The sequence below is a fragment of the Streptococcus sp. 10824 genome (assembly GCF_013276595.1).
Lineage (GTDB): Bacteria > Bacillota > Bacilli > Lactobacillales > Streptococcaceae > Streptococcus > Streptococcus pseudopneumoniae.
Window position 1 is genome coordinate 29251 of sequence record NZ_VMLH01000001.1, and the last position, 23650, is coordinate 52900.

Sequence of the window (23650 nt, forward strand, 5' to 3'; positions counted from 1 at the left end):
ATTTACACCTCTTTTCGCACAGGTGGTCTGGTATCAAAGGCATGGAGCAGTTCTTCAAATACAGGGTGGAACTGTATCACACCGACACGACCATATAAATCACTGATAAGGCATTGCCCGTTTTCCAAATCACGCAATCGCTTCTGATTGTTTTCGTCCTCTGGGTCTACACCAAAAAAGGCTAAGGTCTTTTTAATCTCGTTAAGGTCAGTGGAACGAAATGCAAATTTTAAGCCGAGGTTATTTTTCAGTTTTTCATCTAAGAGGTCGTCTGTATTTTGGGTCACGAAATATACCCCAGCGTTCATAGCACGACCAGCCCGAACCAGCTTCATAGATAGTGTTTTTCCTTGTGCTACCTGTAAAAAGCTCCATGCTTCGTCTAAATCTACAATCTTGAAAATGCTTCGGTCTGTATGGATAAAGTCTAAAGCAAAGGTACTAAGGTACTAATGACAATCAGCATAGCAACGGATAAAAGCTCCATAGTGGTATATTCCTCAAAGGAAGTTTCCTTGTCGGGAAGTACCAAGTCCGCAACCTGTATAATGTTCAGTTGTTTTTCTAAGCTGATAGACTGCTCCACATAACCATTACTGAATAATAAATGTGCAAAGTCATAGTCTGTAAAACTTTCGATATGGTCGGCTATACTGGTACTTAGTGGCGTATTCTCAACCCGTAATTCCTCAATCACTTTCATCAACCCTCGTACTTCACTATTGGTTACTGCACGAATGGCTTTTCTAAGGATTGGGAAGCGTTCCCCATCACGAGAGGAAATCCCCGTAAGGAATGTCAGAATATCAATAGCCAGTGATTCAGAATCTTTGGGATTTTTCATAATCACATAAGGGTCAAGTAAGCCTTTGTTTTTCTCATCAGAAGTCAGAGTGACGATATTGATTTCATGGGAAATCTCTGGCAAGGTTTCTTTCCATCTGCCACGTTCTGCTTTTGGGTCTACAATCACTGCTTGTGCCCCATAAAGCACCGCATAATAGACGATAAGGTTATTCGCAAAGGATTTACCACCACCCAGCGAACCAACAAAAGCCGACGCTAACGCATTGGTTACTGAACCCTTAACCCCTTGACTGGCAAGAGCAGGTTTCAGATAGACATTGCGTCCAGTATCTAAGCTGTAGCCAACATAAATCCCCTCATTTTCCCCCAGCATTTGAGTAGCACCAAAACCTAAACCAGCGAGGAAATCAGAGGTCACGTATTGAATATAATCATTCATATAACGCTTGCTGGCAGGTAAAAATTCTTCATGTAAGCCGAGCATATCCCCAAATGGTCGTACCAGTTTTACGCTTAAATCGTCATAAAAATCTTTCACTTCATTACAACGACGTTTGAGTTCGTCAAGATCATTTGCTGATACCCTTACCACATAAGACAGCTTGTACATAGATTCCTTGCTTTGGTCTAAATTGGTTTCCAGCTCATTCACACTTTCCAGAGCTTCCGCCACATTGGAGCTGGTTTCATTATCACTTTGCCAAGCGTGGTTATCCAAGTCTTTCAGTTCTTTCTTTTTATTGCGGACAGTAGATAGGGCTTTACGATTCGCTACAATTTCCACATTCATTGACGTATCAATCGGGAATGTAAATTGCTGTTGCTGGTAGTAGAAGATTTCAGAGAACGGGAAGTCCAGTTCTCCGACAATGCTGTTAATGGTAAAGTAAGCTACATAGACGGTTTCATCTTCCTGCTGGATTTTCAAATATCGCTGTTTTTCTTCCACCAAACAGCGAGTAGGCTTAATCAAGTCATAGTATTTAATCAGCGTTTCATTATCCAGCTTTTTCTTTGATAGATGGTACTCATACTCTTCATAGGCAGTGCCTGTCTGTCCGTAAAGGTGTTCAATCAGATAGCCGAAGTCGTCCTTATCTAACCTGCGGATTTTGAAACGACGAGAGATTTTATTTTCTAAGAGCTTTTCCATCTTCTGAAAACGCAGGATTTCATCATTACTCATACTAACAAAATCGCCCATCAGCTTATGGTTCACATCATAGACAAAATCAGACAAAGCATTTTTTGCTTCAACGGTAAGACTTTTCATAGAAAACTCCTGATCGTTGAGAAGCAACTTAAAGCCGATAAAGAAACGGTAGTTCACTTGATTTTCGCCAATCATGGATATTAAAGCGTCTGTCTGTTGGTCGATTTTGTCATAGGCAACCGCTTTGAGCTTGCCAGTGACTTCATTTTTGGAACGCTCTTGTGCAGAACGTATGCTGGATTCTGTACTGATTTGTAAAGCATGAATTTTGCCATCACGATTTTGTGCGATAAGCTGTCTGAAAGAATCATGCACTTGTATTTTCTGTTCTGGACTTAGAAATGAGTAATTGTAAGGAACAAGCTCATAGTAAGCATAACATTCCCCGTCTTTATTCCAGACGAGATTGTTTTCAATGTATTTAATTGGATATGCCATAAAATTCACTCCTAACTGCTGTAATGGCTTCTTGTGGCTGGTTTCTGCCAAGCGTTACTTTTTTTCCTGCATAGGTCAGCTTTGGTCGCAGTGCATAAGCAATGACAGACTTCAAAAATCCATAAGGCTTTTTACCATCAAAAGTTTTTGTAGACATAAACCATGTGAAAGCCACAGGAATCCCAAAGTATTTGAGAAATGCTCCCTCTATCATGGAAAGAGGGGGCAAGTTGCCAAGTATCATCACTGCAAAGAGTGACACGACAAACCATGTCATTTGCGTAAAGGTTATGGGAAACGGAAGTCTAAAATCATTGATAGAATACAGTACCTTTTCCACAGACCAGATACTGGTATAGCTTCGTATTTTCTTCATGTAATCAATCCTTTCATAAAAAATAGGGGTAGCTGATTGAGCCACCCCGTAAAATAGAAAATCTGCCAGTAGTAATGTACCGACAGATTTAATAGACGATTTCAAAAATCCCATGATTGGTTGAGATAAACGTTCCTGAAAGGTCTAAATCCCGACCATAGGCTTGATAATCAATATAGTTTTGAAGACTAGCTGGTACTTCGCCTAAAGCACCCGTTTCTTCAATGTAGTAGCGTGCCACGTCATACATATCATCACAATCGGAATGAATGATAATATCCTCTTGATGTTCGCTTAGTTCTTCAATGCTTGAAAAATGAGTGAGCAGAGCAGATAGCTCCGATTGTAATTCTTCGGGTAATTCCGATACCATTTCCCATAGTCGATTGAGTTCGCCAATGGAAGTGTATTCGTCAACCGTAAAGGGTAACTCGTAGTCATGAATGGCGTATTCCTCATATTCATCATTCAAGCCGATTTTCTCTTTGACTTCCTCAAAGTCAATGGGAAAGGTAAACCACGCACCGACCAATTCGCCCTCATTGTATTTGCCTAAATTCGCAATATAGACTTGCATATCGTCCATATATTCACGTCCTTTCTTTGTAGAGATTCAAAAATCCCTACCGCACTTCGTTTGGTGTACCATTCCTTTGCGGAACATAAGAAAACCACTTATATTCCACAAAAGAACGGTTTTATTTAAGCACCAATAATGCGATTGAATAGCTCTAGTAAAATGTCTTTTACTCCAGCAGCGTTGAAGACTAAGCCAACCGCAATAATCGCAATAATTAAAAAGCCAATCAGTTTGCTAAACTCACGCTTGAAGCCAAGATACAAGCCAATCACAACGATTGCTAAAAGCACCAGTGATTGAGCGTTTGATAGAAACCAGTTATAAAGGTTTTGTCCAAAATTCATAAAAATGTTCTCCTCTCTATATTCAATGAATTTGTATTTGAGTTATTTTTTTGTTGTTATCACGTCCTGTTCTTTTACTGACTGTTGCTTCAAAATCTGCTTGTGTCGGTCTGTCAGTTTCGCATGGTCGAGAATGTCTTTTACAACCTGCGTCTGGTTGATTTCATCAAGTTTAATCGCAACCTTTAAGGTCGGGGCAACTTGATGAGATAGCCAGTTCAGCGTCCTTTGGAAGGAGTAAGGCTCTGGTTTTGTGGTTAGTTTTAATCGTTCACGATTGTTCCCAATAAACCAAGCCCATTCTTCATTCAGTTTCCAATCAGAACGAGGTTTGGAATCGTCTTTATCTACAAAACGGATATACCGATTGATAATTTTAAAGGCGGTATGCTCTGGATTGTCATAGACGAGTAAATCACGGACTGCATAATAGGCACGCTCATTTTTCAATCGAATCTCAAAACGGTTTTTTACTTCTGCGTCTTCAATGGGAATATCATTTTTCTTGTACTGCTCGTAGTCCTTTTCATAGATACAGAAATAAACTTCACTTTGTAATGAACCGATATAGAGGGTGTTTCCCATACATTCCTTTTCCTCTTTGCGTACCAGTTCGCCACTGCGATAGCTTTTAAAACTGCGGAAGACGGAGATACATTCTTCCTGTTGGCACTTTTCAGTGAGTACAGGGATATTTAAAATCCCTGTCTTATCGTTAATGGCAAGGTCAAGGCGTTTCATCACACCGCCAGCCACCAAAACGTCCATAAAGAACTCATACCAGCTTCTTTGTTGTGCCAGAAGATAGCTTTCAAATTGTCTGCACCCACGACCTTTCAATTCCACCAGAACTCCTTTGTCCAGTTCATGGGAGCAAAGGACGAATATGTCGCCTAAAGCATAATGCTCTGAATAAGAATAGAAACCATAGTCCTCATGAAGAAAATAGGACAGTTTCAGTTGTAAGATGTTTTCGACCACCTGCTGTACGTCTGTTGTCGGAAAGCGAATTCTTACATAATCAAACAGCATTTCAAGGGGAGCGTCGGGATTGAAGCGTTCCAGAGCTTCCCAAAGGGACTGCTGTAAATCCTCTGATGGCTTGACTTTTCCTGTTTCAATATCGCTTAGATACTGCCTTGTAATACCAGTCGCAACAGCTAAACGGTTTTGAGATAGTCCATAAGCCAAGCGTTTTTCTTTTAAATGCTGTAACCAAGTTTGTTCATTCAGTAAAAATCCCTCCAATCAAAAAGGCGTATGTCAACTTTTAAAGCCCATTTGACATACGCTGAAATTTTGTAAATCCCTTGTAACCAAAGGATTTTCTAATGTTTTTTTGACTGTTTCCTGTCGATTTGTACCCCCCTGTTAGATACGGGGGGTTAAGTGCTGGCGTGGCTATTGCCACACCAGCCAGCAAGATCAGTCCACACCTGCGACTTCCGCTTCGCACGTCGCCTGCGTGGACTGTCTGCTGTTGGATAACTTTTTAATTTCCTCCAAGAAATCATATCCTTTTGGTACAAGGGGAGTATAAAACTCTGATATGACACTTGTTCCTACATCAACATAGCCACGACCTTTGATTCGCTTTAAGAAGAAATCCTTTTGTACGTCACTGCCAAACATCATGCCATAGCCCATTTCAGACATACGACCTAAAGCCACTCTGAAATTAAACTGATCACGGATTCCGTCGCCTAAATATTTTGCGTCTGGACGTTGACAAGCCAGTATTAGAAAGAAGCCAGCTTGACGACCTAACATGACAATCTGTTTCAGCTTATTCATAACTGCGGTGTTTTCTTTTGTTCCCAGCATTTCCATGAAAGCGACGTATTCATCAAAGATTAAGAAGTGTGCCGGGAGACCTAAGTAAGCATAATTTTTGCCAGTCTTATAGTTCTTCATCTGCTTCATTTCCTCACTACGTTTCATCATTTCTTCATAGAATGTTTCAATGCAAGAAAGCAAGTCTTCTTTTCTATAGTAGACATTTGCCATCACAGAACCTAAGTCCGCAAGATCAGCATTTTTCGGGTCAAGAATATACAGTTTTGAATCTGTATGAAGCAAGGCTTCAATCAGTGTCAGTATAAAGTAAGTTTTACCGCCACCTGTACCACCAGCAATCAACATATGAGGGAGCTTATCATATTCCCACCATACGTTTTTCATTAAGCGAAGTTTACCATCTTTAGCTTCTACTTCATCAATAGAAATACGACTGGCTATGGTGTCATAGAGCAAAGTATATTCCACATAGGAATCCTTTAACTCTTTATCCGTCAGCTCACAGTACAAGCCACTCTCTAATTTCTTTTCCAAGTGTAAGAGTTGGTCTTGATATTTTCCCAGCGTGATTTCCACCCGTATCTGTATCAAGCCATTTTTAAGTCGATAATACATTTTAGGGAAGTAGGTTATCTTTTCCTTTGTACGACCAGCACTATCTTTAAAGAAACCCTCTGTTTTGACCTGTTCAGATTCATACCACTTGTTTTCAAGTATCATCTTTGCCAGTTTTTGACGGTGGTAAAGTTGTTTAACCGTATCATAGCGAACCCGTTTGAATACAAACGCTACCAGCAAGCAGATAAGAATTGCGACACTGAAACTGATAATTAAATAGGGAATGTCAATCTTATCTGCTTGTGATAGGTTAAAATCCTGCCAGTTGATCTGCTGGATTGTCTTCACATGAAACAGTCCGACAACCAGCAGGAAAACAGGCAGGAGTGACGCTATCGTAAAATGAAAGACTAAATCTTTACCAGATGGGCGAATCCTTTTACCACGCTGTTTCATGCGAAAAAGTCTCCTTTCTACCTAGCGACTATTTGTCTTGTGTCGGTTCTTTCTTTGCTTGTGGTTGAGCTTTGAATGAACTAGAATCCTTTGTCAGCACAATATCGTCTGCCTTGATATACCAGTCAACATCTGCTCCTTGATAGGTGGCAGTAGCAACGGTGTCCGCAATGGGATTGATAAGTTCCACCCGTGCGTTATAATCAAACTCTTTCAAAGGCACGCTGGCAGGAATACTTACTTGAATCATGCGTCCTTGTCCTTTGGATTTTAAGTCATAGGTACGTTCCTTGATTTCATCTGAAACCGACCCGTCTTCATTTTGGATTCTCACTTCACGACGTAGAGCAGAGAATTTCAATTCTCCAAAAGTCGTGTCTTTATCTAATACAATGCCATTTGCTAATCTCATCATTTTTCCTCTCTTTCTTTATTCTTTTATCATGTCGTCAGCATGTAAAAGGTAATTTGTAAAACCACGAGTGCCGATTTTGTAGCCCTCTGCGGTAATACGTGGATTGACTAACTTCACACGTTCCTCAAAGCCGAAATGTTTTTCGCCAGCTTCAGCAGGAAGCACCACCACAATATCATCTGCTCTTTGAACATCAGAATAGAGATTATAGCTTCTTGATAAGACAGTTAGCCGTCCGTTGATTCTTCGCTGAACGACTTTATCCTCGCCAGCAAATTCTAAATTGCCGAATGTTTTTTCCATGTTGGGAATCACAAATTTAAGTTCCATATTTTTACCTATCCTTTCTTTTTTATTGGCTGAATGAATGTTTGATGGTCTTAAAGAGTGGGGAACGACCTTTTGATTCTTGATTTTTTGTTTTCATAAGTTCACTTCCTTTCAAAATCGGGTAAAAAAATAGACACCTCATTTTTTGAAGTGTCTACCTATTAAATATTCAAATTTTATTGGAAGTATCTTTATATCTTCACTTTTCAAGGATAAATCGTCGTATCAAAGCTCATTCATAAGTAGTAAATTAGTAGTAAATTGAGTGGTTTTGACCTTGATAAAGTGTGATAAGTCCAGTTTTTATGCGGATAACTAGATTTTTATGCTATTTTTTATATAAAAAAGATGACTTACTGAACCTGTAAGCCACCTAATCAGTCGGTTTATTCTGGTGTCTGCCACCGCTTGGCCCGTACGTCCAAGATTGCTATCGGATTTTGTTCTGGTGTCCGCCACCGCTTGGCCCTTATGTCCAAGATTACTATCAGATTGACCATGAGCCGACCACTCATTTATAGACATATTGTATCTTTAAATAGCTACAATTTCAAGTGTAAACTCTTCTATTTGGTCGTATAAGCAAAACTGATGGCACTATCTGCTTGAGAGATTTTTCTAAAGGTATAGTTAGGGTTGCCCCCATAGTTGGTTTCAGACACAAGGAAAGAACCATCATCATAGACCTTCTCGACAAAAGCCACATGACCATAGCTGGCTGGTGTACCATGTGTACCTCCTACAAAAGAAACAATAGCACCTGCTCTTGGTGTAGAGCCCGTTTCCCCACCAAGACTTGAAGCTGTCGCAACCCAGTCTTGACCATTTCCCATGGTATTAATGATTGAAATCTTTTCTCCATTTCTACCTTTTAATTTTAAGCCTAACTGGTTCATACGAGCCGCAACACCCCATGTACATTGTCCATAAGCATAGGCCATACCATCTCCACCACCAGGAACAGAATGATCATACAAGTCCCCACGAACCCCTTCAAGGGATTGTGGATCACTTTTTGCCTGTCCTCCATTTGTTTGACTAAAGCCTTTTTCAATTTGGTAATACCATTCCGTTGCTCTGGTTTGTCTTTCCAGTAGTTTGTCACCAGAATTTCCCTCCCAATAGGTCAGAAAGAGTTGGGCCAGATTGGCTGCACTGCCTGTATTTTTAAAGAAATCCTTTAACCAACTTTGATAGTAAGGACTATCCCCATGAAGCATAAAATCAAGTTGTAGGTCTAAATCATACCATTTCTTATTTTGGGTGCGTGCATAATTTAACAAGGCTGTATGCCGTGTTGACCCATCTGCAGTATCCGTCCATTGCCCTAAACCCAGACCTCTATGAAGAATATTAGGATAAGCACCACTATAAATGGCTGGACCTCCAATCGCTAACCAGCTTTCATCATCCCATGAGGAATCGGTAGCGCCAACAGGAGGAGATAAATAATCTCCTTCAGCTCGTTTAGGATTAATAGAAGACTCTACCGACCAATTTCCTAAAATTGCCGCAATGGCTTGGGGACTTGCCCCTTGAGATTTCAAAAACTCATAAATATGTTTTGCTCGTTCAAACTCATCCCCACCAAACTGACCAATGGCAGGTAAGATAGTTGTCTGAAGTTGAATGACTTTTGGAAAATAAAATTGCGGATTGACATACACCAATTTTTCTTTCTTGTTCTTATACTTTTGATAGGAAACTTTCAAACCTGTATCGTCTGGTGTTTCACCAATAATATCACCCGTTAGGACTCTTGTCCCCTCAATCGCACGACCATTATGAATAGAATACAAGGTCAATCGACTCTCATTCTCTCCTTTTCCGTTAGTGAGAATAACATCATCTCCGTCTAGAGATACAACACCATCCATTGGTGCGACAATTGTTTGGTGAACCTTCGCTTCTAGTAGAATGTACTCCTGAAGAGTAGGTTTTCCGTCTAAATCATAGTATCCATAACGATAAGTCATGGTTAGACTATCTTCGTTGCTTTTCCCCTCAAATGGATTGTCCAATTCCTGCATGGAAGCATAGACACCTTCTTCTTTTAGTTCCTTAATTTCCTCTTGATCGTCTTTCGATAGTTTATACTTAGGACTTTCATAGAGGTCTTGCATGGATTTCAAATCTTCCCCATCGTTTAAATCATGCCACAAAGTAGACAGATAATCCTTGTAAGTTTCTGAACTAAATAAGTGAACTGGTTTGTGTAACTCATAGTCATGGAATTTAAAGTTCATATACCCCATCACATCATCAACTTTTGTGTAATAAGTAATTCCTTTGTCATTTGTGCGAGTATGTTCTGCATCTTCCCAAGTTAGGTGGGTATAAGCTTTTGTTAATTCAAATTCATCTTGTTGAATCAAACTAGCAGATGAAAATCCTAAAAAGAAGCTCATTATAAGTAAAAGAAGAAAGACTATTCCTCCAACTATCCAGGTTACAGGATTTCCAGCCGCAAATGTAAAGAAGGAAAAGGCTGCTTTTAGTTTTTGATAGATATTTCGGACACTTGTAAGACCTTGTTTCTTTAATTTTCGAAACCGATTTTTAAAGGAACTTGGCTTATCTTTCGCTAGTTTCCATCCTTTTCCATCCTTAAAATGATGGTATCGCTCTTTTGTGTTGGTCAGTCTTTTCTTGGTAAAACGACCTGTTGCTTGTCCTGTTTTGACACTAGCTTTTCCAAGGTTATAAGAAAGGCGACTGTAGCGTTTCCCTTTTCTAATTGTCTCTTGAAGTGTGCGATAGCCTTCTAAATCTTCATTTTCTGAAGCTAACTCTCCACCTTCACGTCCAAGGACATAAAGAAAAGTTTTGGCTTTCCTACTGACTTTTTTGGACTTATAGGCTTGTTTAGTAGATTTTAGATTCTCTTTTGCGGCCTTGACTTCTTTCTTAGCTTTTAATTCTTCTAAACTCTTCCCTTGAAAGAAAAAATTAGATTTTTGTTTCGATTCCTGACCGTAGAGAAATTTTTGATTGATTTTTCTTTCTTTACGACTCTCTTTTCTTTCTTCTTTTGCTTCTACCTTGGCTTCTCTAAATTGCTTCTTGGCTATTTTCAATCGTTTCCTAGCATGAGGCAACCGTCTGTCTCTTAATTCTTTCCGATTCAAAAGAGATGGAGGACTATTTTGAAGAATATGATTGTAGTCTTCATTTGCTTGTCTTACTCTCTCCTTTGAAGCTTCTCTCATCTCCTCTAGCTTTTCTTTTATCTCTTTTTTCCATCTTTTTTCATCCAGTCCAGCGGAATCTTTTTTCTGTTTCCTCACCTCCTTCTTTCCTTGTTTCAAGAATTTCTTCTCATCTTTTAGACTTCTTCTAAATGCCTTTCGGGCACGTATGATTTCTCTTTTATCCTTCATTTACCTTCCCCTTAATTAGAAGCCATTTTATCAGGATCTGTACTCATGATATCAAACAATTGAGTACCTTGAGGAATCTTATTTTTAAAGGGAACAACAACTGAACCAGCTTTTATCAGTCCTGCCCCTTTTTCTGGATTGACAAGGTATTTTTCAAGTTCTTTTGACAAGCCTAAGAGTTGAACCAGTTCTTCTCTATCATTTTTTGCTTGCTTGAGGAGAATCATAAATTCACTATTTGCAATAATCCGTCTACCATTTGGATCTAACAATAAGGTTTCGACGTTTTGAGTTATTCCAGTAGGACTGGCTCCATATTTTCTGACACGACTCCACAATTTAAAGAAGAAATCACTGGCATATTTATCTAATAAGAGAAGCTGCATTTCATCAAAATAAATCCAGGTCTTCTTCCCTAATTTTTGGTTCCGAACAACACGATTCCATATCTGATCAAACACTACCATAAGGGCGATTTGTTTCAGCTCATCTCCTAACTTCTTAACGTTATAAATCAAGAAATTAGATCCTGTCTGAATATTGGTCTTATGAGAAAAAATATCAAGAGAACCTTCGACATACAGTTCCATATCAAGTGCCAAATTTTGCGCTTCTTCTTCTGGTTGTTGACTCAAGACAAAAACCCATTCTTCCAAAGAAGGCTCTTTAAATGACTGATAGGTAAGTCTGGTGACTCGGTCGATAATCGATTTTTCTCTCCCATCCATTTTTCTATCCAATAACTTGCCAATAAAGGATAAAAGAAATTCTGATTTTACTTTTACAGGATCTTCATCCATATTTTCCTCAGACAAGTCAAGAACATTGAGATAGGTTTGGGAATCGGGCGCAATATCAATCATTTCTCCCCCCAAAGCCCGTCCAATGACACTGTACTCTGCTTCTGGATCCACAATGATAATTTCAGTATTTTCACCAGATTCCTTGATTTTGGTCGTGATAATTTCATGCTTGGTTGCCATCCCTTTCCCAGCTCCAGATGTTCCTAAAATCAGACCAGACGGTGTATTTAATAGGCTACGATCAATGGTAATAATATTGCTTGAGATTTGATTGATACCATAATATTTCCCACTACGGTCTTGTAAGTCTACTGAAGTCCATGGAGAGTTCACTGCTATATTGGACGTTAATAAACTCCGTGATACTCCCTCTAAAAAATCACAACCAAATGGCAGCAAACTATTAAAGGCTGCTTCTTGCATATATGGTAGTTTATCAATCATTAGGTCATTTGAGCCGGCCACTTGTTGGATCGTGTCTAGGGCTTGTTTAAGTTCTTCTTCATCCTGACCAAAGACACCAATCAAGAAGACTGTTTGAAACAGTTTATCTCCTGTCTCGGTCATGGTTTTTAAGAGTTCCTCAGCTTCATCGATATTGCTTTCTAATACATGACCTACTTTTTCCAAATAGATACCTGTACGAGCTAGTTTTTGTTGTTCCCCAATCTTTTGGGATTCCATCAAGGTCTTCTTTGTTCGTAGTTTCTTCATGGCATCCGCCTTGGTCGAACTTTGAGCATGAAGGCTTACAATCAATTCCAAATCTCCTTGCATGAGGTCTCGAATAAACTGATCTCCTAATTCCATACCGTAGTCTCTGACATAGACAATCTGCAATAAGCGGTCATTGATTTGTAGGTAATTCTTGTTTTTAAAATCCAAGAGATTAGGCGCTATGAAGTGACGAGTTGTCTGACCAGATCTCGTTAAATCACGGTAAGAAAAAGGAAGATGGTGTTCTCCTCTAAGCATATCGGCCAACAAGTTCACCCGTTCTTCTCCAGCCAAGGATTCAAATCGTGCATCAATTTCTGAGAAACCACTCTTAAAATATTCTCCAATTTGGGACAAGGAACGATAGGCTTGTTTGGGATTAGAATCCTTTCTACCAAAGCTAATCAGTTTCACAGCTGAAAAGTTATTTTCACCACTGTCTAAATTTTGATTCATCATCCGATTCAATTCTTTACGATAGCTATCATACCCATCTTCTTTTTCCTCATACAAAACACTTTGTCTAAATTTTTCTAAATTCAATCTTTTATTAAAGATGGTCAATTGGAAGTTGGTTTGATCGTCTAAAGAGTTAATCAAATCAGAATACTTCTCAATGATTGCGCCCTTGTCTTCTAAACCAACGGTCTGGTAATTGACATCACCAAGTAAATAGCTTTGTGAGAAATAATCTTCTTTTACCTGCATCAGACCATTTTGATACAGGGCTTGATAGGCAAGGCTATTCGCTGTAGAGGGTAACACTTCCTCTTTTTTCCCTTTAACTACTTCTTTCTGATTAGTCATTGAAGTTTTCTGTTTCTTTAATGTATTTGATTTTCTTATCATATTCAGGTCCTTTCTTTCCTGTAATTGTGCGTAGGGGAACCGTTAGTTCAAAATGAAGACGGTATTTCAAATAATGTTCAAAATATAAATCATTGGGTTTATAGACTCCAAAAAGCATGAGGGGGATGGTAAAGGCAAACACAAAACCGTAAACAAACCAATCCCCAAATTGCCAGAAAAAGAGATTCAAGCCCAAAACAATAATTGTGACAATAAAGGCTGGTAAAACAAAGATGATTTGTCTTGTGGTGAAGCCTAACCAAGCCCTGTGTTGGTATTTTGAGATGTCTTTAAAGACACGTGTATTCATGACTTTCCTTTCTAAAAAGGCTAAGAAGTAATCACTTCCTAGCCTTTATCTAATTACATACCTAAGATTGAGCGCGCCGTACGTTGAGAACCAACGAGGGCAATAATCAGTAAGATAGCTTGTATCAAACTACCAAACATAATCGCAAGTGATTGCAAGACTCCTGCACCATTTGAAACAGCTATTTTCCCAGCAGATTCAAATAAAGGAACAAGAGAAACAATCAGAAAAATAAGAACTCCTTGTACCGCATAGACCATAATATTTTTTAAATAGCCAATACCAATAGACTTCCACTCATCACTTAGAAATGTTGGAATCGTAAGAGGTGCAAATGGGATCATAAGGTAGAGTTGAATAAATCGAATAGATACCAAAAGATTAACCATGGCTGCACTTACTATCCGAACAAGCCAAATGAGGAGGGCGAAAAAGCCCACAATCATCCGGCCAATAAATCCTGACCCTTTTAATCCAGAGATGGTATCATACTTTGCCCCACCGTGAGCCACGATCGAAGCCACTTGTTCAATGGCGTGACTCGCAATCCCGATGATAGCTTCTACAATCACAGTTGTATTGGTAATCACAACTGCGACCATAATATAACTAATCAACATCGGTGCTAATGCTTCAAAGGTCATCGCTCCACCTGAGTTAGCAATTTTCTTTGCCATCTTTGAAAATTCTAAGATGAGAACAACTGATAAAATCGCAACTCCAAGAGGCTGCATGACACTTTTAGTAATACTAGACATATAAGTCCAAACGGTTGGATTGTAGCTAGATAGAGATTTAATCAGATCTACCGTAGATTGTAAATCCACATTAAATCCTTCAAATAAATTTTCAGCTGATATTTTTTCAGATGCAAGGTAAACAAAGGGTGAGACTAAACTAAGATTCATGTCATTGTTTATCCTCCTAAATTGAAATCTGGGTTACAAAGGCTCCAGCAGCCCCGACCATAACTCCACCGACAATTTCAAGAATGGCATTCCGAACACCTGGTCCACCATCTTTAATGTTGGTTGCAAGATTGACAATCCCTACAACAACGAGAAAGGCACCAACTGCAATCAATCCCTTCTGCAACAAAGACATAGCTTGTGCAAACATGGCACTTGCGTCTACTCCATAAACAAAACCTTTAAAATGCGTAATCATCTATTTCCTCTTTTCTATTTTTATTTTAAACTAGATTCAAAAGTTAAATCACGAATTCTAAGGCCTTCAAGATGGTTTTCTTGACTTCGATTCAAAGGATTGATCTGATAGTTCCACCACCGTTCATCTGTTTCTTGATTGGCTAGGTACTTCCAGTTTGGATGCTTGGTTGAATTGTATTTTTTGCTTTTAAAGACAGGCATATTGGCAATTCGAACCAAGCATTCATGCCGTTTCATATTTCCGACTTCATCGGGTGTCATTAAATCACGAGCAATCTTTTGATGAGAAAGGGATCCTGAACCTGTCTGGCCAAAGGAACGACTAGTATTTCGAACATCAATGGTTTGTTTACCGAGTAACCCACTCATAAATTTAAAGGTATCTTCATCATTACCACCTAAGTATACTAGGCTATCACAGTTCCCAAGAATGGTTTTCCAAGCTTCTTTTTCTTTATAGAGCCCTTGAAGTTGGGCAATATTTTGTAGAATAGGAACGAGACTCATGTTCCGAGAACGGACTGTTGAGGTTTGTTCAGCAAAATCTGGGATTTCTCCGATATTTGCGAACTCATCTAAGTAAACTCTCACATGAAGAGGCAATTGACCCTTAAAATCAATATCTGCTTGTCTTGTTAGGGTTTGAAATACGGTTGAAAAAAAGAGGGCTGAAAGAAAGCGAAAGGTACTATCGTTATCTGGGATAACTAAGTAAACCATTGATTTTTCCTTGCCCCATGTCTTCATATCAAGGGTATCTCTTTTGGTCAAATCCATGACACTTTGAATATTGAAGAGGGCAAATTTAGCAGTGGTTACAGCTATAACAGAATCCAGAGTCTTATCCTTATAATTTTGAAAATCTGCCCAATTTCGCATAGTAAAATTTTCAGTTCCATACTTTTTAGCATAATTTTCGAATAGAATTTCTAAGACACTTTTTTCTTGGTTTTCACCCTTGGATAAGTGTTTAATGAGTTTTGAGATTTCAGCAAAACTTGGATAACGCCCTCGTTTTTTTCGCTCTTCCACTTCTTTTTTTTGACGTTTCAACAAGTTTTGGTATTCTTTTTGACTTAAACGACTTTCTTCTATGAGCTGTTCTCTTGTTTTAGGTGGGTTATAGAAATCGACCAAGTAAGAGGCTAAAGCTCGAACCAAAGTCATAGAAGCTTCATCCCAAAATGGATCACTACGGGATCCAGAGCCTTTGGTGTTATTGAAATATACCGTCAGCATGCGATTCAAATCATTTTCTGTCTCTATATAGCGAAAAGGATTGAAGCCATCTGAGTTCTTCATATTGACTAAATCTAACACCTTTACTTGGTAACCATTTTCTAAAAAGAGTTTTCCAGTTTTCTCAGCTAAGTGATCTTTAGGATCCACGACAATATTTGAACTATTCATCTGAATCAGATTGGGTTTCACAAAGCGAAATGTCTTCCCACTTCCTGAACCTCCGATCACCGCAATATTCTTATTTCTATCATATTGGGGTGGTTTTTTATCTAATAATGTCAGACGAACATCTTGTGCTAAGATCGTATCATGAGAAAATTCCTTACCGTAAAAGAGCTTCTTTTCTTTTAGAGTTCCAAAACGGGCGCTCCCGTATTCTACCCCTTCTCGGTATTGTTTTTTGCCAGTCTCTAAATAGAGATAAACCAGCAACATCATCACAAAGCCTAGTAGAAAAAAAGCACTTGATTTTCCAGTAAAAGAAACATTCCATGGCGACTGAAGAACTTCATCTTGACCTTCCATCAGAAGATGAGTCCATTTATCTAAGCTATTTCCAGTATAGGAATCATACAAAAGCGTCAAACGATGAAAAAGATAGCCTAGTAAGATACCTAACAGTGAGAATAGTAGGAATTTCTTTCCACTGTACATCATCTCACCATCTCTTTCTGTTTGACGGCTCCTTCTTGTCTAAAGGTAATTTGGGATTTAGCCTCATCAATTGCATCGTCTAATGACTTATCCATGGTAAAATCAGCTAATTTCTCTGGATCATTAACCATTTTTTCTAGCAGATGGTCTAAATGATTGTCTAGAATCGAACGATCTTTCGTATAGAAATGTAGAGAATCCCCTTGCCAAGCGATGGCTAAAGGAATCTCTTCTTTTTCTAAAAAAGCTTTAAACTTCTCTATATCAATTGGTTTGTCTAAAAAATCTTTTTTCAGATTAATCGTATCAATCGCATAGGGAGATTGTAGCAATTCTTCTAATTTCTGCACCCCTATCTTATAGGCGGAATCCTGTGCTAAAGCCTGACGTCTAGACCATTCTAGAATCTTTAAAAGACTTTTTACAGTAAATAAAAGACTACGCTCAGCATATTGAACTGCCATTCGTTCCTGTTGTTCAGAGGACATCTGAGGCCTCCTTCTTAACAAATAGCAGCTTTCCTTCTTTATAACGATAAGCTATCAATTTCTGACGTTGCTTAATCGACTTGACAACCTGCAGTAGATCTCTCGAATAAGGTTCTCGAAGAGTAACTTCTACTGCTTTCCCATCAAAGATACCAACACGTTTAAATTCAATGTAGTCTTTTTTGAGATGTCCTAAGCCCATACCAAAGGGAAAGTGATGAATCAATTGGATGGTACAACCACCTTTATTTCCCATTTGTTTCAAATCATACAAGTTTACTACTTTCATGATTAACTCCTTTATCTAGTTTGTCGCATCGTTTAAGTCTGGTAACGATAAACTCCGTGTCTGTTAGAAAATTCTCACACACGTCTTGTGCCAGTTGCCCTTCACAGGGAAATACTCTCAGTCCCTACTTACACAGGCACGCTAATCAAGACGGAGTGGATTCAATTTTCAAAGAACAGGTAGCTTTATTATAGATAAGAGTAGTTGAAATTTTTATCACATTTTTGGAGTTATTGGAACAAAAAAAGCAACTCACTGCTTTACTAATGAGTTACTTTTGTACTAAAATATTTGTTGCATAATTTCCTTAATAACCTGAACAGAGTTATCAAATGAGATATCTTTAGCATACTTAAATTGGCGTTGATAACGAATCCATAGCTCTTTCTGATAATCAGAAATTTCAATTCCTCTCACTTGTTCTTCCCAATTATAAATAGTATCTTTACTTTCACGTTTTTCTGCCGTATTTTCAAGTGCATTTTTTAATACTTCAAGATTAATCTCTTCTTTTCTAAGTTTATACAAGGTGAAAAGATCATATCGATCACGTGGGCGTGTCGAAGCTAATCCCCTACTAATGATCGTTTCTAACTTTTCAGCAAGTACAGTCTCTAAATTATATGTCCATATCTTGATGCTTTCATTAGTAAAGATAGAAGTCATTGAATAAGTTATCTCTCTTGGTGTGATCTTATCACCAGTAGTAATATCAATAAAAACAACCTCCTTTAATGTATCAAAAGTCGCATTTAATTTTAATGAAAATCCTACATATTCATCATCTTGGCGAATAGGCTCTAGCTTATCTACTGAAAATGAAAATCCATCAGTTTTTGAACAAAGAATCTCTTCAAAGATATGAATCAAATTTTCTCTGCTCATTTCGGTTCCCTTCAGAGTGACATCTAAATCCATTGTGGTTCGCTTATCTAGTCCAATCATTTGACCTATTAGATACCCTCCTTTTACAATGAAGGAATCTCTATAAGGACTAGTAGAAATCATCTTTAACACTTGCTCAATTAAATAATGTTGTTGTACTTGTTGAGCTGGAATTCCCTTATCTTTTGAAATATTTTTGATTTTTGCTTTAAAGCTATTCGCATTTGAAAACATTAAGATAGCACCTCCGTATAAGATTGTAACTTATCAGTTACTTTAAATAGTTGGGCATAATAAAATAATTTGTGTAAATGAATTTGATTCTGTTGAAAATATTTCTTAAACGCTGGTGCAATAATTTGAAGATCCACCTGATGAACTGGTCTTAGACATTCAACCAAAACACGTTCAACTTCATAAACTTTAATAAATTGACCAGGAAGACGCTCTATTTCAATAATTCCTTCACTATAGTGAGAGCGTAAAATAATAGGACATATATCTGCTTCCTTAATGTTTTTGGTATTCGTACCATAAGGAAAACTCATCGTCATGTTAAAAGGGATAGTCAAAGATAAACCATGTAACCAAAGTGCTGTCTCCAAAGAATAGATTCCCTTTGGAAATCGATACTGAAGGACAAACCACTCATCTAAATAAATATCAGGTAAGCGATATAGCCCTTTTTCTTCAGCATCGATTTTTCCTTCTGTAATCATTTTCAATAAGGTTTTGTAGTGTAAATTTTCATCTATTACTTGTTTAAAAGTTAAAAAACCATACTGATTGAAATAGTTCATCAGTTTTTCTCTTTTATCAACCATATCATTCTCCTTTCTTAGAAACAAAATACTAACATCTTCTATATATGTTAGCATTTTATTTCTTTAAAATCAATTCATTTAGTTTTTTATTTCAAACTGAATCTATAAGTAAGACAGACCACCTATTTTAAACAAGCATCAAACTATAAACTAGTAGGTTCCACACCAAATGTAGCCCCATACTGCCCCATAAATCCGATTTATAGCGCACCATCCCTAAAAACATTCCCAATGAAACATACAAACACCAAGCTAGAATGGTTCCTGGATGATGTACTAAGGCAAATAAAACACTTGTCAAAGCAACTTGAATATCTAATTTTCTAACCAAGTTCCATAAAATTTCTCGATACAGAAATTCTTCAACCATACTCGCATTGATTAAAAACAATAAAAATGAAAACCAAGGAACTTGATGTTGAAGCCCAATTAAGTTTGCTTGATTCGTGGTTCCTTGAGCATGGATTAGGCTAAAACATAGACTTATAATCAGTAGGCTAACAAATCCAACACCAAGCCATTTCATCCTAGTTTTCATATTGACCTTATGAGCTTGTTTGCGTTGATCATACATCCATAAAAAAGAAATGAGCGACGCTCCATAGAGAATCTCTAGTATAGTTAACTCACCGATACAAAGAAATTTCAGTAAGTATAGAGATACCAATAGGACATTTACTTGTTGGAATATATAAACTGGAATTATTCTTTTCATAGTTACCTCCGAAATAAATCTTCATAATCTAAATCTAATACCTGCACAATCCTTTCTACCCATGGACTTTGAGGCATTCGTTGTTCCATCTTATAGTGACGAATCTTTTGATACAAACGATTCAATTCACTTGGATAGTGAAACTCTCCCGCAAACATTTTTCTGGTTAACTCAATCCAGCTGATATTTCTTTCAGCCAAAATAATGGACAAGTTCTCCCAAAATCGTTCTGCCATATTGATTCTCCTTTAGTTAGATAAATAATGTGTTTGTGCCATGTAAATCAATTGTTTCGTATCTCTTGGCAATAAAGCTCTAGCCTCCTCCAGATTCAGATTTGGATAAACTCGCTTATTTGAAACCGCAAGAGGAAGTCTGATGGTTAGTTCAGGATTTTTTAATATCATTTCGATGAAATCTGTTAATTTTAGGTTATCTCGATTCTTAAAACGTAATAAATTTGGAGATAAAAACTCGAAACAATCTGAAGAATAGCTCATCATCTCAATTAATTTGTCCTTTGTCATTTCAGAAACTGAATGACAAGATACATCGATGCCATAGTTTTGGAAGAAGTCTAAAAGAAGTTGATTTCTTTGGCTATTTTTACTTAGATAGAGATCAATCATGGGAGACCTCCCAAAGATTCGGTTCCATTTGATATTCTGAGACGATTAAGGAATCTAATAAATTTGCGAAGTTAATCGGTTTCTTGTCTTCATCAAAAGCTTTTACAGTTACTTGGGTTGTAAGTATTCCCTCTTTTCCCTCAGCTCTATAGCCTTGTCCATATAAAACAAAAACAAGATTCTGATGATCATCTACAAAGGCATCAGCTCCGTTCTTTATATCCTGACTTTCAAGGAATTCCATAATGTTTTGAAGATAGGATTCGTAAAATAGGGGGTAGTTGTGTTTTTTATGGTAATCATCTAAAAATGTCACCTCAAACTCACATGGATAATTGGGCATCAAAAATATTTGTTCATCCAGCTGTTTGATTTCTGCGTCATGTAATTCTGTTTCTAATTCATCACAATCTAGTATTGATTCTTTATTTAATGCTTTCATCTTTTTCCTCTACTTCTTTTAATTTCTTTGCGATTGCGGCAATCACAGGAACGGTTACACTATTACCAGCTTGTTTATAGAGCTGACTATTACTAGAGACTTTTCTAGCAGCTTCAAAAGCCCAATCAGGAAAGCCCTGCAATCGAAAACACTCTTTAGGAGTGATTCGTCGTATTCTCAAACGGTAAAATTGTCCATCTATTAAAACACCAGCTACTTGGTAAACTTGTTTATCTTCTCCTTCATAGCTAGCCACTACTACTCCCATTTGCCCACTAGTTGTTAACGTATTAGCTATACCTTTTCCAACTCTACCACGACGATGCTGAGAACTTGGTCTTTCTAAATTGATTGAATCCCCAATCTCTGCTTGAGCATATCCTTTTTTCGTTGCCTCTCGGACTTTTAGAAATTGGATTGGTTCTGGAATCAGTATTTTGGGGATTTTATCTCCTCCTTGCATCGTAGTCAGTGTTGGAGATAAGCCCTCACTTCCATAGACTCTACCAGTTTCCTTAAAGCTAGTTGGTAAATCTCCAACAACGACAATACCATGGCGATCCTGAGTATTTAAAGTAAACATTGGCTCTTGATTATCCTTGAAACGTCTACCATTTTGTCTCTTGTCTAATCTGTCTGGTGTCATACAAGGAATCGCAATTTTAAATCCTTCTCCTTTTCCACGAACTAAGGTTGGCGCAAGACCTTCTGAATAATAGACTTTACCACTCATTCCACTTTTTGATGGATTCAAATTCCCTAATATTTTTAAAGTCTCAGGGTTAGTTGCTTGACCTTCTCGTCTGAAAGGAAATAAGAGTCTGGTACCTCTCTTTCTAGAATGTCCGATAATAAACACCCTCTCTCTGTTTTGGGGAACGCCAAAATCCTTACTGTTAAGCATCTGCCACTCAACATCAAACCCCAATTCATCAAGCGTGGTAAGGATTGTGGTGAACGTCCGTCCCTTATCGTGATTGAGTAGGCCTTTAACATTTTCAAGAAAAAGAAAACGTGGTTGGATTTGTTTGGCCGCTCGAGCAATTTCAAAGAATAAAGTTCCTCTAGTATCTTCAAATCCCAATCGTCTTCCTGCGATTGAAAATGCTTGACAAGGGAATCCTCCACAGATGACATCGACTTTCCCTCTAAGTTTTTTAAATTCGTCATCTGAAACATCTCGTATGTCATGAAATTCAATTTCTCCTTCCGTTTGAAAAATGGACTTATAAGATTCTCTAGCAAATTTATCAATCTCACAAAATCCAATACACTCGTGTCCGACACTTTCCATTCCTAGTCGAAAGCCACCGATACCTGAAAATAAATCAATAAATCTCATTTCTTTATCCCCCCTTTCTTATCGACTATCATTGTCAGAACTGTCACTCCACTTGAAATGACAATGAGCATAACTAATATCCACTCGATTGGCGACATTTAACCACCTCCTTTTCTAACACGGTTGTTCCAAACGGAATACAAGCCATTAAACACAAATTCAGCAAGTACTTCCGCTCGTCTAACAAAGCGAACATTGTCAAGAGCATACTGATAGATTCTCTCAAAATCAGTCATAGCAATTTCACTGGCTGTTTCAGAAAACCCCTCTCGTCTAAATTGATCTTGCACCAATCCCCAAATATAATCTCGATCATATTTTGTGACCTTTTCTACTTTTCTTTTCAAGATAGGTTGAGTATCCCTCTCCTCCTCATCCTCAATAAATAAAGAATCAGTCTCACTATATTTAGTCTCACTAACTTCAGTCTCACTAGGGGCTGAATGTGAGACGGGGGCCGTTTCATTTTCACCCTGCCCTAGTCTTTTTTTAACACTAGGCCTGTTTGAATTAGCTACTGGGGTAGAAGATAATTCCCCTAAATAAATCTTATTAGCTAGTCTTCCTTTCTCACTTGAAGACTGTTGAACTTCATCAATTAAGTCATATTCTTTAAGAGTTTTTTTGATGGACAGTAATTTTGACTTCGAACAACCTAATAGCTTCATCAGTTTAGAATTAGAAAATACTAAATAGACCGCTCCCTCTTCATCTATCCAACCACGACTGAGAGATAATTCTAAACGATCTTTTAAAATAGAATAAGCCACCTTTACTTCTAGTTTCATATCCATATATTTCTCATCCTCAAAAAGAATTTTAGGTAATTTGTAATACCGTTCTGAAGTTTGGTATTGATTTGCGGTAATTCGTTTCATAGCGTTCCTCCAAGTTCTTTGAGTATTAAATCTCCACTTGATTCGAAGCGAACCAAGCCACTTTTTTCTAATTCAGCCATAAGAGATATGGCCTCAACAATATCAATTCCCATTTCACGTACTAAAAATGAAATGACAATATAGCGTGATGATTGTAATTCTTTTGTCATTTTTCCTCCAGAAAATAAAAAAACGGAAAGATTGTGAAATTCCTTTCCGTAACATAATAAATATTTGAACACCAAACTCAACACCAAAAAAATGTTTTTATTGATGATTATTGCTCAATCAAGCACATATAACAATGTGAATAATTAAAATCTAAACCAATAAAAACCCTTGAATTTCAAGGGTTTTAAGTATTTATTCTACTTCACAATGTTTTATTATTTTAAATCTTCTAGACCAACCATTGAATAGTAGCCATTGAGTTTTTTCCTTTCGTAGCAAGGGTTTAGAGCCCCTTATTTAATTTAATATTGTTTGAACATAGAGAATCTTCAAATGAATAATGTCCAAACAGTTCTTGTTTTATGATATAGAAATCTACTTTATATTATATCATGCCTTCTTTATTTTGTCCGATGATAGCCTTTCAAGTACCCTATATATAGTAGATTAAAACAAGATGTGAACAAATCGATTAGGAAAGTCAAATTAATTTCTAGAAATATTTTAACATCTATAACGTACTATTCTAAAGTAAGCGCGTCATAACAA

General features: G+C 37.6%; 26 protein-coding genes and 1 pseudogene. All 27 read right to left on the reverse strand.

Features of this window, described 5'->3' with window-relative positions:
* Nucleotides 1–2: 2 nt before the first annotated feature.
* The 27 genes and pseudogenes from HT701_RS00140 to HT701_RS00265 all read right to left on the reverse strand — a co-directional run bounded on the left by HT701_RS00140 (nt 3) and on the right by HT701_RS00265 (nt 23100).
* Nucleotides 3–2458, reverse strand: a pseudogene (locus HT701_RS00140) (ATP-binding protein).
* On the reverse strand, nt 2442–2834 hold the full coding sequence (locus HT701_RS00145; protein ID WP_000723888.1) for a conjugal transfer protein: 393 nt from the start codon (nt 2832–2834) through the stop codon (nt 2442–2444). Before HT701_RS00145 ends, HT701_RS00140 begins: the two are co-directional and overlap by 17 nt.
* Before the next feature lie 88 nt (nt 2835–2922).
* Nucleotides 2923–3420, reverse strand: a complete 498-nt coding sequence (locus HT701_RS00150; RefSeq protein WP_000342539.1) for an antirestriction protein ArdA — start codon at nt 3418–3420, stop codon at nt 2923–2925.
* Nucleotides 3421–3536: 116 nt separating this feature from the next.
* Entirely contained in the window at nt 3537–3758 is a 222-nt protein-coding gene (locus HT701_RS00155; protein WP_001009056.1) for a hypothetical protein, read from the reverse strand.
* 42 nt (nt 3759–3800) lie between these two features.
* Nucleotides 3801–5006 carry a MobT family relaxase gene (mobT, locus tag HT701_RS00160; protein ID WP_000398284.1) on the reverse strand — a complete coding sequence of 402 codons (1206 nt, stop codon included), beginning with the start codon at nt 5004–5006 and terminating at the stop codon, nt 3801–3803.
* A 22-nt stretch (nt 5007–5028) separates the two neighbouring features.
* Nucleotides 5029–5181 carry a hypothetical protein gene (locus HT701_RS00165; RefSeq protein ID WP_000879507.1) on the reverse strand — a complete coding sequence of 51 codons (153 nt, stop codon included), beginning with the start codon at nt 5179–5181 and terminating at the stop codon, nt 5029–5031.
* Between the two features lie 2 nt (nt 5182–5183).
* Nucleotides 5184–6569, reverse strand: coding sequence for an FtsK/SpoIIIE domain-containing protein (locus tag HT701_RS00170; RefSeq protein WP_000813488.1), 1386 nt, complete (start codon nt 6567–6569; stop codon nt 5184–5186).
* A 28-nt stretch (nt 6570–6597) separates the two neighbouring features.
* The gene (locus HT701_RS00175) at nt 6598–6984 is read right to left on the reverse strand and encodes a YdcP family protein (protein WP_000985015.1); all 387 of its coding nucleotides are present in this window, start codon (nt 6982–6984) and stop codon (nt 6598–6600) included.
* Between the two features lie 15 nt (nt 6985–6999).
* Nucleotides 7000–7314 (reverse strand): YdcP family protein, encoded by a 315-nt coding sequence (locus HT701_RS00180; protein ID WP_000420682.1) that lies wholly within the window; start codon nt 7312–7314, stop codon nt 7000–7002.
* A 386-nt stretch (nt 7315–7700) separates the two neighbouring features.
* Nucleotides 7701–7829: a hypothetical protein gene (locus HT701_RS11690; protein WP_256363417.1), complete on the reverse strand. Its 129-nt coding sequence runs from the start codon at nt 7827–7829 to the stop codon at nt 7701–7703.
* Between the two features lie 51 nt (nt 7830–7880).
* Nucleotides 7881–10694, reverse strand: coding sequence for a phage tail tip lysozyme (locus tag HT701_RS00185; RefSeq protein WP_033705457.1), 2814 nt, complete (start codon nt 10692–10694; stop codon nt 7881–7883).
* Nucleotides 10695–10705: 11 nt separating this feature from the next.
* Nucleotides 10706–13021: an AAA family ATPase gene (locus HT701_RS00190; protein ID WP_172931065.1), complete on the reverse strand. Its 2316-nt coding sequence runs from the start codon at nt 13019–13021 to the stop codon at nt 10706–10708.
* Entirely contained in the window at nt 13014–13373 is a 360-nt protein-coding gene (locus HT701_RS00195) for a PrgI family protein (protein WP_001097590.1), read from the reverse strand. The genes HT701_RS00190 and HT701_RS00195 overlap by 8 nt, the downstream gene beginning before the upstream one ends.
* Nucleotides 13374–13426: 53 nt before the next feature.
* A complete protein-coding gene (locus tag HT701_RS00200) occupies nt 13427–14281 on the reverse strand; it encodes a conjugal transfer protein TrbL (protein ID WP_001054256.1) in 855 nt (284 codons plus the stop codon).
* A gap of 16 nt (nt 14282–14297) precedes the next feature.
* On the reverse strand, nt 14298–14540 hold the full coding sequence (locus HT701_RS00205; protein ID WP_000627865.1) for a hypothetical protein: 243 nt from the start codon (nt 14538–14540) through the stop codon (nt 14298–14300).
* Nucleotides 14541–14560: 20 nt separating this feature from the next.
* Nucleotides 14561–16438 (reverse strand): type IV secretory system conjugative DNA transfer family protein, encoded by a 1878-nt coding sequence (locus tag HT701_RS00210; RefSeq protein ID WP_001841744.1) that lies wholly within the window; start codon nt 16436–16438, stop codon nt 14561–14563.
* Nucleotides 16438–16926 carry a hypothetical protein gene (locus HT701_RS00215; protein ID WP_000093674.1) on the reverse strand — a complete coding sequence of 163 codons (489 nt, stop codon included), beginning with the start codon at nt 16924–16926 and terminating at the stop codon, nt 16438–16440. Before HT701_RS00215 ends, HT701_RS00210 begins: the two co-directional genes overlap by 1 nt.
* Nucleotides 16916–17215 (reverse strand): hypothetical protein, encoded by a 300-nt coding sequence (locus HT701_RS00220; protein ID WP_000869753.1) that lies wholly within the window; start codon nt 17213–17215, stop codon nt 16916–16918. The genes HT701_RS00215 and HT701_RS00220 overlap by 11 nt, the downstream gene beginning before the upstream one ends.
* 282 nt (nt 17216–17497) lie before the next feature.
* On the reverse strand, nt 17498–18334 hold the full coding sequence (locus HT701_RS00225) for a nucleotidyl transferase AbiEii/AbiGii toxin family protein (protein WP_172931066.1): 837 nt from the start codon (nt 18332–18334) through the stop codon (nt 17498–17500).
* The gene (locus HT701_RS00230; protein WP_041974923.1) at nt 18334–18978 is read right to left on the reverse strand and encodes a type IV toxin-antitoxin system AbiEi family antitoxin domain-containing protein; all 645 of its coding nucleotides are present in this window, start codon (nt 18976–18978) and stop codon (nt 18334–18336) included. Before HT701_RS00230 ends, HT701_RS00225 begins: the two co-directional genes overlap by 1 nt.
* A gap of 73 nt (nt 18979–19051) precedes the next feature.
* Nucleotides 19052–19639: a type II CAAX endopeptidase family protein gene (locus HT701_RS00235; RefSeq protein WP_000821269.1), complete on the reverse strand. Its 588-nt coding sequence runs from the start codon at nt 19637–19639 to the stop codon at nt 19052–19054.
* A 2-nt stretch (nt 19640–19641) separates the two neighbouring features.
* Nucleotides 19642–19875, reverse strand: a complete 234-nt coding sequence (locus HT701_RS00240; protein WP_000840776.1) for a hypothetical protein — start codon at nt 19873–19875, stop codon at nt 19642–19644.
* 12 nt (nt 19876–19887) lie between these two features.
* Nucleotides 19888–20268, reverse strand: a complete 381-nt coding sequence (locus HT701_RS00245) for a hypothetical protein (protein WP_000566541.1) — start codon at nt 20266–20268, stop codon at nt 19888–19890.
* On the reverse strand, nt 20261–20710 hold the full coding sequence (locus tag HT701_RS00250; protein ID WP_000645881.1) for a hypothetical protein: 450 nt from the start codon (nt 20708–20710) through the stop codon (nt 20261–20263). Before HT701_RS00250 ends, HT701_RS00245 begins: the two co-directional genes overlap by 8 nt.
* Entirely contained in the window at nt 20694–22052 is a 1359-nt protein-coding gene (gene dcm / locus HT701_RS00255; RefSeq protein WP_001210972.1) for a DNA (cytosine-5-)-methyltransferase, read from the reverse strand. Before dcm ends, HT701_RS00250 begins: the two co-directional genes overlap by 17 nt.
* Nucleotides 22053–22150: 98 nt before the next feature.
* A complete protein-coding gene (locus HT701_RS00260) occupies nt 22151–22930 on the reverse strand; it encodes a replication initiator protein A (protein ID WP_000822769.1) in 780 nt (259 codons plus the stop codon).
* Entirely contained in the window at nt 22927–23100 is a 174-nt protein-coding gene (locus HT701_RS00265) for a hypothetical protein (RefSeq protein WP_000159603.1), read from the reverse strand. Before HT701_RS00265 ends, HT701_RS00260 begins: the two co-directional genes overlap by 4 nt.
* Nucleotides 23101–23650 lie beyond the last annotated feature (550 nt).